General features: G+C 71.7%; 16 protein-coding genes. 9 read left to right on the top strand and 7 right to left on the bottom strand.

Going from position 1 to position 15164, the window contains the following annotated elements:
* The first annotated feature begins 17 nt into the window (after nucleotides 1-17).
* Both P5G50_RS16485 and P5G50_RS16480 read left to right on the top strand, forming a co-directional pair.
* The gene (locus tag P5G50_RS16485) at nucleotides 18-767 is read left to right on the top strand and encodes a phosphoglyceromutase (protein WP_301212154.1); all 750 of its coding nucleotides are present in this window, start codon (nucleotides 18-20) and stop codon (nucleotides 765-767) included.
* Between the two features lie 104 nt (nucleotides 768-871).
* Entirely contained in the window at nucleotides 872-1255 is a 384-nt protein-coding gene (locus P5G50_RS16480; RefSeq protein WP_488192647.1) for a 2'-5' RNA ligase family protein, read from the top strand.
* A gap of 83 nt (nucleotides 1256-1338) precedes the next feature.
* Here the strand turns inward: P5G50_RS16480 and phoU are convergent, their stop codons facing one another.
* Nucleotides 1339-1998, bottom strand: coding sequence for a phosphate signaling complex protein PhoU (phoU, locus tag P5G50_RS16475; protein ID WP_301211915.1), 660 nt, complete (start codon nucleotides 1996-1998; stop codon nucleotides 1339-1341).
* Between the two features lie 191 nt (nucleotides 1999-2189).
* Between phoU and P5G50_RS16470 the strand changes: the two genes are divergently transcribed.
* Entirely contained in the window at nucleotides 2190-3341 is a 1152-nt protein-coding gene (locus P5G50_RS16470; protein WP_301211916.1) for a sensor histidine kinase, read from the top strand.
* Nucleotides 3338-4021 (top strand): response regulator transcription factor, encoded by a 684-nt coding sequence (locus P5G50_RS16465; protein ID WP_301211917.1) that lies wholly within the window; start codon nucleotides 3338-3340, stop codon nucleotides 4019-4021. The genes P5G50_RS16470 and P5G50_RS16465 overlap by 4 nt, the downstream gene beginning before the upstream one ends.
* 70 nt (nucleotides 4022-4091) lie before the next feature.
* On the opposite strand, the gene P5G50_RS16460 is transcribed toward P5G50_RS16465, so the two are convergent.
* A complete protein-coding gene (locus P5G50_RS16460) occupies nucleotides 4092-4592 on the bottom strand; it encodes a hypothetical protein (protein ID WP_301211918.1) in 501 nt (166 codons plus the stop codon).
* Nucleotides 4593-4773: 181 nt separating this feature from the next.
* On the opposite strand from P5G50_RS16460, the gene P5G50_RS16455 reads away from it, so the two are divergent.
* The 5 genes from P5G50_RS16455 (at nucleotide 4774) to P5G50_RS16435 (ending at nucleotide 9763) form a co-directional block, all read left to right on the top strand.
* A complete protein-coding gene (locus tag P5G50_RS16455) occupies nucleotides 4774-5256 on the top strand; it encodes a CarD family transcriptional regulator (RefSeq protein WP_301211919.1) in 483 nt (160 codons plus the stop codon).
* Between the two features lie 95 nt (nucleotides 5257-5351).
* A complete protein-coding gene (gene ispD / locus P5G50_RS16450; RefSeq protein WP_301211920.1) occupies nucleotides 5352-6527 on the top strand; it encodes a 2-C-methyl-D-erythritol 4-phosphate cytidylyltransferase in 1176 nt (391 codons plus the stop codon).
* A 39-nt stretch (nucleotides 6528-6566) separates the two neighbouring features.
* Nucleotides 6567-8000 carry a cysteine--tRNA ligase gene (gene cysS / locus P5G50_RS16445; RefSeq protein ID WP_301211921.1) on the top strand — a complete coding sequence of 478 codons (1434 nt, stop codon included), beginning with the start codon at nucleotides 6567-6569 and terminating at the stop codon, nucleotides 7998-8000.
* Nucleotides 7997-9022, top strand: a complete 1026-nt coding sequence (rlmB, locus tag P5G50_RS16440; RefSeq protein ID WP_301211923.1) for a 23S rRNA (guanosine(2251)-2'-O)-methyltransferase RlmB — start codon at nucleotides 7997-7999, stop codon at nucleotides 9020-9022. Before cysS ends, rlmB begins: the two co-directional genes overlap by 4 nt.
* Nucleotides 9023-9109: 87 nt before the next feature.
* A complete protein-coding gene (locus P5G50_RS16435) occupies nucleotides 9110-9763 on the top strand; it encodes an FAD-dependent oxidoreductase (RefSeq protein WP_301211924.1) in 654 nt (217 codons plus the stop codon).
* Nucleotides 9764-9784: 21 nt separating this feature from the next.
* Here P5G50_RS16435 and P5G50_RS16430 read toward each other — a convergent pair whose 3' ends face one another.
* From P5G50_RS16430 to P5G50_RS16410, 5 genes are all read right to left on the bottom strand, one after another.
* On the bottom strand, nucleotides 9785-10600 hold the full coding sequence (locus tag P5G50_RS16430; protein ID WP_301211925.1) for an SGNH/GDSL hydrolase family protein: 816 nt from the start codon (nucleotides 10598-10600) through the stop codon (nucleotides 9785-9787).
* A 142-nt stretch (nucleotides 10601-10742) separates the two neighbouring features.
* The gene (locus P5G50_RS16425) at nucleotides 10743-11510 is read right to left on the bottom strand and encodes an amino acid ABC transporter ATP-binding protein (RefSeq protein WP_301211926.1); all 768 of its coding nucleotides are present in this window, start codon (nucleotides 11508-11510) and stop codon (nucleotides 10743-10745) included.
* Complete coding sequence (locus P5G50_RS16420; protein ID WP_301211927.1) at nucleotides 11507-12505, bottom strand: amino acid ABC transporter permease; 999 nt, start codon at nucleotides 12503-12505, stop codon at nucleotides 11507-11509. Before P5G50_RS16420 ends, P5G50_RS16425 begins: the two co-directional genes overlap by 4 nt.
* Complete coding sequence (locus tag P5G50_RS16415; protein WP_301211928.1) at nucleotides 12489-13418, bottom strand: ABC transporter substrate-binding protein; 930 nt, start codon at nucleotides 13416-13418, stop codon at nucleotides 12489-12491. Before P5G50_RS16415 ends, P5G50_RS16420 begins: the two co-directional genes overlap by 17 nt.
* Before the next feature lie 65 nt (nucleotides 13419-13483).
* Nucleotides 13484-15148, bottom strand: a complete 1665-nt coding sequence (locus P5G50_RS16410; protein ID WP_301211929.1) for an amidohydrolase — start codon at nucleotides 15146-15148, stop codon at nucleotides 13484-13486.
* Nucleotides 15149-15164 lie beyond the last annotated feature (16 nt).

Here is a 15164-nt window from a genome sequence, read left to right as displayed (position 1 = left end):
CCCGGTAGATTGGAGGCATGGCCGCCCCCTACACCTTGATCCTCCTCCGCCACGGCAACAGCGAGTGGAACCAGAAGAACCTGTTCACCGGCTGGGTCGACGTCCGGCTCAGCGAGCAGGGCGTCGCCGAGGCGAAGCGCGCAGGCGAGCTGCTCGCCGAGTCGGGCCTCACCCCCGACATCCTCTACACGTCCGTGCTGACCCGCGCGATCCAGACCGCGAACCTCGCGCTCGAGGTCGCCGACAGGCTCTGGATCCCGGTGGAGCGCTCCTGGCGTCTCAACGAGCGCCACTACGGCGCGCTGCAGGGCCTCGACAAGGCCGAGACGCTCGAGAAGTACGGCCCGGAGCAGTTCCAGCTCTGGCGCCGCTCCTTCGACGTGCCGCCGCCGCCGCTCGCGGACGACGCCGAGTTCTCGCAGGTCGGCGACCCGCGCTACGCGGGCCTCGGCGACGAGCTGCCGCGCACGGAGTGCCTCAAGGACGTCATCGCGCGCATGCTCCCGTACTGGGAGTCCGACATCACCGGCAGCCTCGCCGAGGGCAAGACCGTGCTCGTCACCGCGCATGGCAACTCGCTGCGCGCGCTGGTGAAGCACCTCGACGGCATCTCCGACGAGGAGATCGCCGAGCTGAACATCCCGACCGGCATCCCGCTCGTCTACAAGCTCGACGAGGACTTCTCGCCGATCGAGCCGTCGTACTACCTCGACCCCGAGGCCGCCGCCGCCGGCGCCGCCGCGGTCGCCAACCAGGGCAAGAAGTAGCCACGACTCGCACCTTCGTCGTCGCCGCGTTCCTTCCGGAGCGCGGCGACGACGCGTCTGTACCGGCGCTCGCGCGCGCGGAGTTCCCGACGTCCGACTGGCCGCTGCACGTTACGATCGTGCCGCCCTTCGATGCCGAGCTGGAGGCGGAGGCCGTGGCCGCGCTCGTCCCGCGCGTTCCGCCCATCCCGGTCGTCGGCGGCCGGCGCGAGCGGTTCGGCTCCCGCGCGACCGTGCCCGTGACCGTGCTGCATGATTCGGAGCCGCTGCGCAGCCTCCACCTCTCCGTGGTGGATGCGTTGGAGGCGGCGGGCGCCACGATCCGCGACCAGCGTCACCTGCGGGCCGGGTTCCGCCCGCACGTGACCGACCAGCGCGCGGGCGCGCTGCACCCGGGCGAGCGCACGACCCTCACCGCGATCGCGGTGGTCGTGCGCGCCCCGCACGGCCGCCGCCTGATCGCCGCGACCGTCCCCCTCCGCCCGTAGCAAACCGCCGAGTACGCAGAAAGTGCGCGGACTCGAAGCGAATCCGCGCACTTTCTGCGTACTCGGCGGTTTGCCGAGCCGGGTCAGTTGGTCGTGAGCTCCGGGGCCCAGTCGCCGGTCGCGAGGTACTGGACCTTCTTGGCGATCGAGACCGCGTGGTCCGCGAAGCGCTCGTGGTAGCGGGAGGCCAGGGTCGCGTCGACCGTGTCGACCGCCTCGCCCTTCCACGTCTCGCCGAGCACCTTGTCGAAGACGCTGATGTGCAGCTCGTCGATGTCGTCGTCGTCGTTGCGGATCTCGTCGGCGAGGCGGATGTCCTGGGTGCGGAGCAGCTCCACCAGCTTCTCGGCGATGGCGACGTCGAGGCGGCCCATCTCGGCGAAGGTCGAGCGGAGGCTCTTCGGCACCACCTTGTCCGGGAAGCGGTAGCGGGCGAGCTGGGCGATGTGCTCGGCCATGTCGCCCATGCGCTCGAGCGAGGCGCTCACGCGCAGCGCCGTCACGACGATGCGCAGGTCGCGCGCCACCGGCTGCTGGCGGGCGAGGATCTGGATGGAGAGCTCGTCCAGGATGACCGTGGCCTCGTCGATGCGGTGGTCGTTGGCGATGACCTCCTCCGCGAGCGAGACGTCGGACTCGTTGAAGGCCTGCGTCGCGCTGCGGATGGAGCGCACGACCAGCTCGGCGATCTCGACCAGCCGGTCCTGGACTTCTGCGAGCTCCTGCTGGAAAACTGCGCGCATGGGTGTGATCCTTCCTGGCGTGCGGACGCACGCGGGACGAGGGGTCGACTGACTCCGCTCGGAATGCTCTCGGGCACAGGTTAACGAACGGTGCCGTCCACCTGAACACTGTCTAACGTACCCGCGAAAACACGCGGCGAAACGAGCATCCCGGCATTTCACGCGTCGGGCCATCGCCTACGCTTGGCCGTATGGACTCCGCCTGGTTGGTGCTGCTCTCGCTGGGCCTGGGGCTCATCGTCGGCGCCGGGTTCGTGTGGATCCTGCACATCGCCGAGCGCCGCGGAACGCACGCCGCGCAGGTCGTCAGCCCGGCCGTCCCGGACGGCGTGGATGCCGTGCTCGACGCGATGGAGTCCGCCGGCGTCGTGCTCGACCCCTCCAACAACGTGGTCAAGGCATCACCGGGCGCGCATGCGATCGGACTGGTCTGGAACGGCGCACTCGTGCACCCCCGGCTCGTCGAGATGGTCGACAGCGTGCGCCGCACCGGCGAGCCGATCACCGCGGAGTGCGAGCTCGCACGCGGTCCGTTCGGCGAGGCCAACATCCACCTGAGCGTCCGCGTCGCGCGGCTCGGCTCCCGCTACGTGCTGCTGCTCGCGGAGGACCGCACCGAGTCGTTCCGGCTGGACTCGGTCCGCCGCGACTTCGTCGCCAACATCAGTCACGAGCTGAAGACACCGATCGGCGCGGTCAGCCTGCTCGCGGAGGCGCTCGACGACGCCTCCGACGACCCCGACCAGGTGCGCCGGTTCGCCCTGCGCCTCAGCGAGGAGGCGTCGCGCCTCGCCCGCATCACCCAGGACATCATCGAGCTCAGCCGGCTGCAGGCGACGGATGCGCTGGGCAACGCCGTCCTCCTCTCCGCGCACAAGATCGTCAAGGCGGCCGTCGACCAGAACCGCGTCGCCGCGGAGGCGCGCGGCATCGAGATCGCCCTGCGTGGCGACAAGAAGGCCGAGATCATGGGCGACGAGAAGCTCCTGGTCACCGCGGTCGACAACCTCATCTCGAACGCGATCCAGTACTCTCCCGACGACTCCCGCATCGGCATCGGTGTGCGCGACGTCGACGGCGTCGTGGAGATCGCGGTCACCGACCAGGGCGAGGGCATCCCCGAGGAGGACCTCGACCGCGTCTTCGAGCGCTTCTTCCGGGTCGACCAGGCCCGCTCCCGCAACACCGGCGGCACCGGACTCGGGCTGTCGATCGTCAAGCACGCCGTGCAGAACCACGGCGGCGAGGTGCGCGTGTGGTCGCAGCCCGGCCGCGGCTCCACGTTCACGATCCGGCTTCCGGAGGCCGCCGTCATCCGCCCCCCGATTGGAGAGAACCCGTGACATCCGTCCTGCTCGTCGAGGATGAGGCCGCGCTCAGCGAGCCGCTCGCGTACCTGTTGAAGCGCGAGGGCTACGAGGTGACCGTGGCCGAGGACGGGCCCACAGCGCTCGCCGAGTTCGACCGCGTCGGCCCCGACCTGGTGCTGCTCGACCTGATGCTCCCGGGCATCCCGGGGACCGAGGTGTGCCGCGAGATCCGCACCCGCTCCAGCGTGCCGATCATCATGCTGACCGCGAAGGACTCCGAGGTCGACATCGTCGTCGGGCTCGAGCTCGGCGCCGACGACTACGTCACCAAGCCGTACTCGTCGCGCGAGCTGCTCGCCCGCATCCGGGCCGTGCTGCGCCGCCGGGTGGAGGCGGAGGAGCTGGCCGACGACGGCGTGCTGGAGGCCGGCACGGTCCGCATGGACGTCGACCGCCACACGGTCGCGGTCAACGGCTCCGAGATCTCCATGCCGCTCAAGGAATTCGAGCTGCTGGAGCTGCTGCTGCGCAACGCCGGCCGCGTGCTGACCCGTGGCCAGCTGATCGACCGGGTGTGGGGGAGCGATTACTTCGGCGACACCAAGACGCTCGACGTGCACATCAAGCGCATCCGCTCGCGCATCGAGGAGAGCCCCTCGGAGCCGCGCATGCTGGTGACGGTGCGCGGGCTCGGCTACCGCTTCAACGCGTAGCGAGCCGGTATACGAAGAAGGGAGGCGGTGCGCGCGATGCACCGCCTCCCTTCTTCGTAGGTCGTGGGGCCTATGGAGCGGCCGGGAGGATGCTCGGCGGCACCAGGCTGGAGTACTCGGGGAGGCCGCCGGAGAGCACCGGCACCTTCAGCTGGACGCCGGTGTTGTCGCCGTACTGGAAGTAGACGGGGAAGAGCCCGCCCGGCTTACCGCTGAACTCCGGGAAGAAGACGTTGCCGGTCTCGGACTCCGGGTCGCTGCCGACCTGCTTGACCTGGCCGGGCTCCACCGTGACGTAGGCACGGGAAGAGGAGTCGTCGCCGGCGGTGACCGCCACGCGGTGGCTCTTGGAGTCGGTGTTGACGAGGGTGACGACCAGGCTGCCGACGCTGTCGTCGTCGCCCGTCACGACGATCGCGTTGCGCACGTCGATGGAGCCGACGCTGCCGCTCACACCGTCGCTCGCGTCGTAGTGCTTCGTCGTCGCCTGCGGGGCGACGAGTCCGCAGCCGGCGGTGCCGAGGGCGACGGACAGAGCGAGGACGACGGACGCCGCGACGCGAGCTTTCACTTGGCAGGACCCTCCAGATCGTTCCGCCGGAGGGCACGGTTCTGCCCTGATCACAGCGGGGTTTTCGGTTCGATCCTAGCGCATGCGCCCACGCGCTCCCGGCCGCGAGGAAGGTGCGAGGGCGAACCTTAGCATGTGCCTCGTGTGGTATCCTATTCTTTGCTGAAGGGACAACATATCTATGCTTTTCGAGGTTGGCGAAACCGTCGTCTACCCCCATCACGGGGCTGCAACGATCACCGAGGTCAAGAAGAGAATCATCAAGGGTGAAGAGAAGCTGTACCTCAAGCTCAACGTGACGCAGGGCGACCTGACCATCGAGGTCCCCGCCGACAACGTCGACCTCGTCGGAGTGCGCGACGTCATCGGCAAGGAGGGCCTCGACCGCGTCTTCGAGGTGCTCCGCGCCCCGTTCACGGAGGAGCCCACCAACTGGTCCCGCCGCTACAAGGCCAACCTCGAGAAGCTGGCCTCCGGCGACGTCATCAAGGTGTCGGAGGTCGTGCGCGACCTGTGGCGCCGCGACCAGGACCGCGGCCTCTCGGCCGGCGAGAAGCGCATGCTCGCCAAGGCCCGCCAGATCCTCATCTCCGAGCTGGCGCTCGCCGAGAAGACCGACGACGAGAAGGCGTCCAGCCTGCTCGACGAGGTGCTGGCCTCCTAGGCTTCACCCCATACGCTCCAGGGCCCCGCGACCACCGGTCGCGGGGCCTTCGACGTTGTGGGGCCCCGGACGTCCGCGGCGGGTAGGGTCGCCTCATGACCTCCACCGCCGACTCCACGTCCGGACCGCGGGTCGCGGTCGTCATCGTCGCCGCCGGCTCCGGCACGCGGCTGGGCGCCGACGTCCCGAAGGCGTTCGTCACGCTCGCCGGGCAGTCGCTGCTCGAGCGCTCGCTGCATGCTGTGCGCGGCATGCGCCACGCGGCCGACCCGGTCGTGGTGGTGCCGGCCGACCGGATGGACGAGGCGCGGCGGCTCGGCTTCGAGATCTTCGGCCGGCTGATCGACGTCCTGCCCGGCGGCGGCACCCGCCAGCGCTCGGTGCAGGAGGGGCTGTCGCTGCTGGACGACGGCACCGAGGTGATCCTCGTCCACGACGCCGCCCGTGCGCTCACGCCGTCCGCGCTCTTCGACCGGGTGGTGGAGGCGGTGGTCGAGGGCGGTCACGGCATCGTCCCCGGCCTCCCGGTGAGCGACACCATCAAGCGGGTGGGCGGCGACGGCGAGGTGCACGAGACCGTCGACCGCTCGCAGCTCGCCGCGGTGCAGACGCCGCAGGGCTTCCCGGCCGCGCAGCTCCTGGCCGCGTACGCCGCGGCGGAGACCGAGGAGACGGACGACGCCGGGCTCGTCGCCGCGGCGGGCCACGCGGTGACGGTGATCCCGGGCGATGCGCACGCGTTCAAGATCACCACCCCGTGGGATCTGCGCCGCGCGGAGGAGCTGCTGGCGGGCGCCAGCCTCCCGCGCGTCGGCTTCGGCACGGACACGCATGGCTTCGACGCGTCCGCGGAGCTCTGGGTCGCCGGCCTGTACTGGCCGGGCGAGCCGGGGCTGGCCGGGCACAGCGACGGCGACGTGGTCGCCCACGCGATCGTCGACGCGTTGCTGTCGGCCGCGGGGCTGGGCGACATCGGCACGATCTTCGGCACCGGCGATCCGCGGCTCGCGGGTGCGCACGGCTCCGTCTTCCTGGAGGAGACCCGGCGGCTGGTCGAGGAGGCGGGGTTCCGCATCGGCAACGTCTCCGTGCAGCTGGTCGGCAACCGGCCGCGGTTCTCGACCCGCAGGCGGGAGGCCGAGGACACCCTCGCGAGCGTCCTCGGCGCCCCGGTGACGGTGAGCGCGACCACGACGGACGGGCTGGGCTTCACCGGCCGCGGGGAGGGGCTCGCCGCGTTCGCGACGGCGCTGGTGGTTCCGGGGCGGTGACGAGGGCGCAGGCGCGACCAGCCCTCTAGGCTGTAACGCGTGACTCTGCGACTCTTCGACACGAAGGCCGGCGCCCTGCGCGACTTCGTCCCGCTCGAACCGGGCAAGGTGGGGATGTACGTGTGCGGTCCGACCGTCCAGTCCTCGCCGCACATCGGGCACCTCCGCTCGGCCCTCGTCTACGACCAGCTGCGCCGCTGGTTCGTATACCGCGGGCTCGACGTGACGCTGGTGCGCAACGTCACCGACATCGACGACAAGATCCTGGTCAACGCGGCCGCCGCGCAGGAGCAGGGCAGCATCGAGCAGTGGTGGGCGCTGGCCTACCGGTTCGAGCTGGAGTTCACGGCAGGCTACACGGCGCTCGGCGTGCAGCCTCCGACCTACGAGCCGCGGGCGACCGCCAGCATCCCGCAGATGCAGGAGATCATCGCGCGCCTCATCGACCGCGGTCACGCCTACGTCGCTCCCGACGGCTCCGGAGACGTCTACTTCGACGTGCAGAGCTGGCCGGCCTACGGCTCGCTCACCCGGCAGAGCATCGACAACATGGAGGCGGCGGCCGACGCCGACCCGCGCGCCAAGCGCGACCCGCGCGACTTCGCCCTCTGGAAGGGCCGCAAGACCGACGAGCCCGCCTCCGCCGCGTTCCCGTCCCCGTGGGGCGAGGGCCGCCCCGGCTGGCACATCGAGTGCTCGGCCATGTCGCGCCGCTACCTCGGGCCGGCGTTCGACATCCACGGCGGCGGGCTCGACCTCCGCTTCCCGCACCACGAGAACGAGCTGGCGCAGTCGACGGCCGCCGGCGACGACTTCGCGCAGTACTGGGTGCACAACGGCCTCGTGCACGTGAACGGCCAGAAGATGAGCAAGTCGCTCGGCAACTCGGTCTACGCGGCCGACCTGCTGGGCGCGGCGCGCCCGATCGTCGTGCGCTACTACCTGGGCTCGGCGCACTACCGCTCCACCATCGACTTCCACGACGGCAGCCTGGAGGAGGCCGAGGCGGCCCTCGATCGCATCGCCGGCTTCTTCGAGCGCGTCGACCGGCGCCTCCAGGGCACCCGGTTCGCGGGGAGCGGCGTCGAGACCGTGCCGGGCGCGTTCGCCGAGGCGATGGACGACGACCTCGCGGTGCCGCAGGCGCTCGCCGTGCTGCACGACACCGTGCGTTCAGGAAACGCGGCGCTCGATGCGGAAGACTTGGAGGCGGCCGCCGCCGCCCGCGGGCACGTCCTCGCGATGACGGAGGTGCTCGGCATCAACCCGCTGTCGCCGCACTGGAACGCCGGGGGCTCGTCCGCAGCCGACGCGGCGCTCGGCCAGCTGGTCGGGCGGCTGCTCGCCGACCGGCAGGAGGCGCGGCAGGCGCGTGACTTCGCCGCCGCCGACCGCATCCGCGACGAGCTGACCGCCGCGGGAATCACCATCGAAGACACCCCGACGGGGTCGCATTGGAGCATCGAACCATGAAGAACTCGGGTGGAAAGCCCCGCGCAGGAGCCGTGCGCAAGGGCAAGAAGGGCCCGCTGAAGGGCACGGGCGGCAACGGCCGCAAGGCGCTCGAGGGCAAGGGCCCGACGCCGAAGGCCGAGGACCGCGAGTGGCACGTCGCCCACAAGGCGAAGGTGCTCCGCGAGCGCTCCGCGGCCAAGGCGGCCCAGCGCGGCGGCGGCCGCGACACGACCCCGCGCGGTGCGTCCGGCGCCTCCCGCCGGGCCAAGTCCGGCGACGAGAGCGAGATCGTGACCGGTCGCAACTCGGTGCTGGAGGCGCTGCGGGCCCGCATCCCCGCCTCCACGCTGTACGTCGCGGCGCGGGTCGAGATGGACGACCGGATGAAGGAGATCCTCTCGATCGCGACCGGCCGCGCCATCCCGGTGCTGGAGGTCATGCGCCCCGAGCTCGACCGGCTCGCCGGCCGCGACGCCGTGCACCAGGGTGTCGCGCTGAAGGTGCCGCCGTACGAGTACGCGCACCCGCAGGAGCTGCTCGACCTGACGATCCGCAAGGGCGAGACGCCGCTGTTCGTCGCGCTCGACGGCATCACCGACCCGCGCAACCTGGGCGCGATCATCCGCTCGACCGCCGCCTTCGGCGGTCAGGGCGTCATCGTGCCGCAGCGCCGCTCGGTCGGCATGACCGCCGCCGCGTGGAAGACCTCGGCGGGCGCGGCAGCGCGCACGCCCGTCGCCATGGCCGCGAATCTCACGCAGACGCTCAAGGCGTTCAAGCAGGCGGGCGTGTTCGTGCTCGGGCTCGACGGGGGAGGCGACACCAGCCTCCCCGGCCTGTCGTTCGCCGACCGCCCGGTCGTGATCGTCGTCGGCAGCGAGGGCAAGGGCCTCTCGCGGCTGGTGACCGAGACCTGCGACGCGGTCGTCTCCATCCCGATCAGCGCGAGCACGGAGTCGCTCAACGCGGGTATCGCGGCGAGCGTCACGCTGTACGAGATCGCCAAGTTGCGCGCCGAGAAGGGCGGCCAGGCCTCCTGAGCCCGCTCGTCCGATGAGGGTCGTCGTCGTCGGCGCAGGCGCCTGGGGCTGCCCGCCGCGCTGCAGCTGGTCGAGCGCGGCCACGAGGTGACGCTCGTCGACCGCTACGGCGTCGGCAACACGCTCTCGTCCTCCTCCGGCACGACGCGGCTGTGGCGGCGCATCGACACGCTGGCCTGGCGGGCGCGTGCCCTCGCGCAGGCGGTCGCGGCGATGGAACGGCTGGAGGCGCTGGTCGGCGCCCGTCTGCAGGAGCGGCGAGGGCTGTGCCGACCACGTCGTGCTGGCGCCGGGCGCTCGTGGACGAGGCGGGCATGGGAGGCGGGCATCTCCTGTATGCCGGCGCCCGGCCTCGGCTACAAGGTCGGGCTCGACCGGCCGCTGCGCGCGCTCGATGACGGCGACGCCGACCGCGAGCCGGACCGCGAGCCGACCGCCATGATCCGCGAGCGCGTGGCGCGCACCCTGCCCGGGCTCCCCACCACGACCGGCGCGGCGCAGGTGTGCTCGTGGACGGACTCTCCGGACGGCGACTTCGTCATCGACCGCCTCCTGAGCGCCGTCACGATCGCGTGCGGCGACTCCGGCGAGGGCTTCACGTTCGCGGCGCTGGTGGGGGAGCGCGTCGCCGACCTGGTGGAGGGGCGGGCGCTGCCCGAGGCGCACGCCCGCTGGTCGCTGGGGCGCTTCAGCGGGCGGACGCCGGCCTCGAAGGCGCCGTCGGCGCTCGGGCGGCACTAGCCGACCGGCGCTCCCGCGGGATCAGCGCAGGATGCTGCGGTCCGGCGACACCGCCACGACCGCTGCGCGCAGCGCCGCACCGGCGATGGCGCCGCTGCGGGCGGTGGGGTGGGTGCCGTCGACCGTGGCGCCGGCGACCCAGCGGCCGTCGGCCTTGCGGAGGCTCGACCAGGGGTCGACGAAGGTCCACCCCTTCTGGGCCGCGAGTTGGCGCAGCGCCTGATTGAGCTTGAGGGTCGCGGCGGCTCCGCCGTCGCTCTTGGGCGCGAGGGCGGACAACACGCGGGCCTTCACCCCGGCGCGGTCGAAGATCGCGGTCACGTTGGCGAGCGTCTGCGCGGTGGGCACGGGGCGGGAGCCGTCGCGGATGTCGTTCGTCCCGGCCATCACCACGACCACGTCGGCCTTGACGCGGCCGGTGTGCGCGAGGATCTGGGCCGACGTGTCGCCCCAGTGGCGGTAGCCTCCGGCATCCGTCACTCCGCCGACCGCCGCGGTGCGCACCCACGACCACGGGGTGCGGGCGCCGTTGCGATCGGTGAACGCGGTGATGGAGTCGCCGATGGCGGCCATGGCGACCTGCTTGATGCGCTGCTTGGGCTCGGGGGAGACCTGCTGCTGCCAGGCGCGGCGGTCCGCCTGCGGGCTCGGAGCAGAGAGGGCGCCGGACGCGGCGCCGGGGAATGGCGTCGCCGGCGGCGTCGGCGCGGCGGCGAACGGCTGCGCGACCGCCTGGCTCGGCACGTTCGTCGGCGCGGACTGGGGCGCAGGAGCGGCCGGCGCCACGGGGGAGAGGAGGCTTCCGCCGGTCGTCACGGCCATCAGGCCGGCGACCACGAACGGGATGATCTTCGGATGCAGCTTCCGGCTCCTCTCACTCGACGCCCCGAACGACCATACCCGACGCCTCGCCGGGAACGCTCACCGCGCGCCCAGCAGGCCGCCGCCCCGCGGGTTCCCGTGGCACCGGGCGGCAGCCTCAGAGCACGTGCGAGAGGAACGCCCGGGTGCGCTCCCGCTGCGGCGCCGCGATGACCTCGGCCGGACGGCCGGACTCCACGACGACGCCGCCGTCCATGAACGCGAGCGTGTCGCCCACCTCCCGCGCGAAGCCGATCTCGTGCGTGACGACGATCATCGTCATGCCGGACCGCGCCAGCCCCTTCATGACGTCCAGCACCTCGCCGACGAGCTCGGGGTCGAGGGCGGAGGTCGGCTCGTCGAACAGCATCAGCTTCGGGTCCATAGCCAGCGCGCGGGCGATCGCGACGCGCTGCTGCTGTCCGCCGGAGAGCTGCGCCGGATAGGCGTCCGCCTTGGCGGAGAGACCCACCCGGTCGAGCAGCTCCCGCGCGCGGGCCGTCGCGGCGGCCGGCTTGAGGCCGCCCACCATCGTCGGCGCGACGGTGATGTTCTCGAGCGCCGACAGGTGGGGGAAGAGGTTGAAGCGCTGGAACACCATGCCGATGTCGCGCCGCTGGGCCGCCGCCTCCTTCGGCTTCAGGTCGTGCAGGCGGTCGCCGTTCTGCCGGTACCCGATGAGGTCGCCGTCGACGAGGATCCGGCCGCCGTCGATGCCCTCCAGATGGTTGATGCAGCGCAGGAAGGTCGACTTGCCGGAGCCCGACGGGCCGATGACGCAGACCACCTCGCCGGCCCGCACCTCCATAGACACGCCCTTGAGCACGTGGTGCTGTCCGTAGGCCTTGTGCACGTCCTCGGCGAGGACCATCGGGCGTCCGTTCATCGGCCTGCTCCTTCGGTGAGGGTGGAGGGTGCGGCTGCGTCGGGCACGCCGTCCTCGGTCGCGAGCGCGGCGGTCGCGGCCGCCGCCTGATCGGGGGCTCCCCCGCCGCGGTGGTCGAAGCCGCGGGCGTAGCGCCGCTCCAGGAAGTGCTGGCCGATCATCATGAGCGACGTGAACGCCAGGTACCAGACGGAGGCGACGAGCAGCAGGGGGATCGGGTTCAGCGTCTCGGCCGAGATGTCGCGCGAGCGCGTGTACAAGTCCAGGCTGAACGGAACCGCGGTGACCAGCGAGGTCGTCTTCAGCATGGAGATGACCTCGTTGCCGGTCGGCGGGATGATGACACGCATCGCCTGCGGCAGCACGATCTTGCGCATCATCTGCGCGCGGGTGAGGCCGAGGGCCGTCGACGCCTCCTTCTGCCCGGTCTCGACCGAGAGCAGGCCGGCGCGCACGATCTCGGCCATGTAGGCGGCCTCGTTGAGCGCGAGGCCGATCACGGCGATCCAGAACACGTCCAGCAGGTCGATGCTCTCGAGCACGAGCCAGGGCTTCTGGAACGGGATGCCGACGTCGATCGTCCGGTAGATGGTCGAGAGCAGGCCCCAGAAGACCAGCTGCACGTAGACGGGGGTGCCGCGGAAGATCCAGATGAAGACGGCCGACGCCCAGCGGAGGATCGGATTGGCGCTCTGCCGCATGATCGCGAGCAGCACGCCGAGCGCGACCGCGATCGCCATCGAGAGCACCGTGAGCAGGAGGGTGATCCCGGCGGCCTGCACGATCCGCGGGTCGAACAGGTACTCGGCGAAGGCGGGCCAGTCGTACGCCTCCCGGCCGCTCGCGTCGATCAGGAACAGCGCGAGCGCGAGCAGGACGACGATGCCCGCGACCATCCGCCACGGGTGGCGCACCGGCGTCGAGCGGATGGCGGGCGCGCCCGTGACCGGGTGGAGCCCCGGGCGCGCCGCCGGGCGGCTACTCGGTGCCGCCATTGATCTGCATGGTGTCGATGGCGCCGTTCTCGACGCCCCAGTAGGTGAGGATGTCCGTGTAGGTGCCGTCCTTCTGCAGGCCCTGCAGCGCCTGCAGCACGGCGTCCGCGAACTGCCCGCGGTCCTTCTTGATCGGCGTGCCGGAGAGCGTGGAGTCGTAGATCGGCGAGGTGACGAGCTTGCCCTTGCTGAGCTTGGCGGCGTAGCCGATCACGGGGGAGTCGGCGACCATGGCGTCGGCGCGGCCGAGGCTCACCGCGGCGGTGGCGTCGTCCTGCGTGTCGTAGCCGAGGACCGTGATGGTCTTCTTGCCGGCGGCGGTGCACTTCTTGTCGAGCTCCGGCAGGTACACCAGGGGAGCCGACCCGCCGTTCTGGGCCGCGACCTTCAGACCGCAGACATCGAGCTCGTCGGTGATCGGAGCGTCCTTGGGCGATGCGAACTGGTTGCCGGCCTGGAAGAAGTCGACCATGTCGAGCGTCTCCTGGCGCTTCTTGGTGTCGTAGTACCCGCCGAGGCCCAGGTCGTACTTCTCGCCCAGGATGCTCGGGACGATGTTGTCGAACTTGGCGGTGCGGTAGTCGGTCTTCACGCCGAGCTTCGCGGCGACGGCGTCGATCAGGTCGATCTCCCAGCCGATCGGCTGCCCCGCCTTGTCCTTGAACTCGTTCGGCGCGTAGGTCGGGTCGACGCCGACGACGAGCTTGCCCGCCTTCTGCACCGACTCCGGCAGCAGCTTCGCGGCGGCGTCGTCCTTCGCGATGTCGGCGACGTCGATGGCGGTCCGGTGGTCGTCCGCCTTCTTCCCGCCGGCGTCGCCGGACGCGCCGGCGGAGCAGCCGGCGAGCAGCGCGACGGTCGCGGCGGCGGAGAGGACGGCCAGTCCGGCCGTGGTCAGGTGGTGCTGTCTCATGGGTGCTGTCTCCTTGGGGGTGTGTGCTGCGGATCGCTCGGTCCCGCCGCACCGGACGCGTGGCGTCAGGCGTCGGCTGCCGAGTAGACCGTCTCTCCGGCGAAGAGGGTCTCGATGGTGCGGGTGCGTGCGATGTCGTCCGCCGGGCCGTCGAAGGGGTTGCGATCGACGACGGCCAGGTCGGCCCAGGAGCCGACCGCGATCGACCCGGTTCGGTCGGCGCGGCCGTTGATGTGCGCGGCGCCGCTGGTGTAGGCGCGCAGCGCGTCCGCCAGGCCGATGCGCTCGGCCGGGAGGAAGACGTCGGGGTGGGAGTCGGGGTGCCCGTCCGGCAGCCGGCGGTTGACGGCGACGTGCATCGCGAGCCACGGGTCGGGCGTGGTCACCGGCCAGTCGGAGCCGGCGGCCAGGCGGGCGCCCGCGCGGAGCAGGGAGCCGAACGGGTACTGGGTGAGCGTGCGCTCGGCGCCGAGCAGCGGGATGTTGAGCTCGACCATCTGCGGGTCGTAGCAGGCCCACAGCGCCTGGATGTTGGCGGCCACGTCGAGCTGGGCGAACCGGGCGTGGTCGTCGGGGTGGACCACCTGGAGGTGGGCGATGTGGTGCGTGCGCCCGCCGGGGCCGTTCGCTGCGCGCGCGGCGGCGACGGCGTCCAGCGACTCCCGGACGCCCCGGTCGCCGATCGCGTGGAAGTGCACCTGGAGGCCCAGCTCGTCCAGGCGGGTCACGTAGGCCTGCAGCCGCTCGGGGTCGACGAAGGAGATGCCGTCGGAGTGCGCCCCGGCGGGCGCGTGACCGGAGCAGTAGGGGTGGATCATCGCGGCCGTCTGGTTCTCGACGATGCCGTCCTGCATGACCTTCACGGTCGTCACGCGGAACCGCTCGTCCTGGTGCCGCCGGCGCAGCCCGTCGATGCGGGCGATCTGCTCCTCGCCGACCTCGCGCTCCCACCAGATCGCGCCGTTGACCCGGGCGCGCAGGGTGTCCTCGTCGATCGCGCGGCGGTAGACGTCCACGATCGCGGCGGTGTGATTGCCGTAGTCGCCGATCAGGGCGTCCTGCCAGCCGGTGATGCCGAACGAGTGGAGGTGGCGCTGCGCCTCCAGGAGGCCCGCGTACTGGTCGTCGATGGTCGGCTGGGGTGCGGCGCGGAGGGCGATCGTGCGGGCGCCCTCGTGCAAGGTGCCTGTCGGTGCGCCGTCGGCGTCGCGCTCGATCCGGCCGTCGGCGGGGTCGGGGGTGCTCGCGTCGATGCCGAGGGCGCGCAGCGCGGCGGAGTTGACCCAGGCGCTGTGGTGGTCGCGGTTCGACATGACGACCGGCCGGTCGGGGACGACCGCGTCGAGGTCGGCGGCGAGCGGTGCACCACCGGGGAAGGCGGCCTGCTGCCAGCCTCCGCCGACGATCCACTCCTGCTCCGGATGAGCGTCGGCGTACGCGCGGATCGTCGCCAGGTAGTCGTCCCGGGTCCAGCCCGCGGAGAGGTCGCAGTTGAGCCGCTCGACGCCGGCCTCGACCGGGTGGACATGCGCGTCGATCAGGCCGGGGAGGAGCATCCGCCCGGTGAGGTCGACCACGCGCGTCTCGGGCCCGATCCGGTCGGCCACCTCCGCGCCGAGCGCGACGACACGCCCATCGGCGACGCCGACGTCCATCCGCGCCGGGGCGTCGGAGACGCCGTCGAAGACGTCGCCGTTCACGAAGGCCAGGTGGAGCCGCACTGCTGTCACGGAGGTCCGATCTCGA

This window comes from Leifsonia williamsii (assembly GCF_030433685.1).
Taxonomy (GTDB): Bacteria; Actinomycetota; Actinomycetes; order Actinomycetales; family Microbacteriaceae; genus Leifsonia; species Leifsonia williamsii.
Note: the sequence above shows the minus strand (reverse complement) of the source record. Positions and strands in the feature narration are given on the sequence as shown.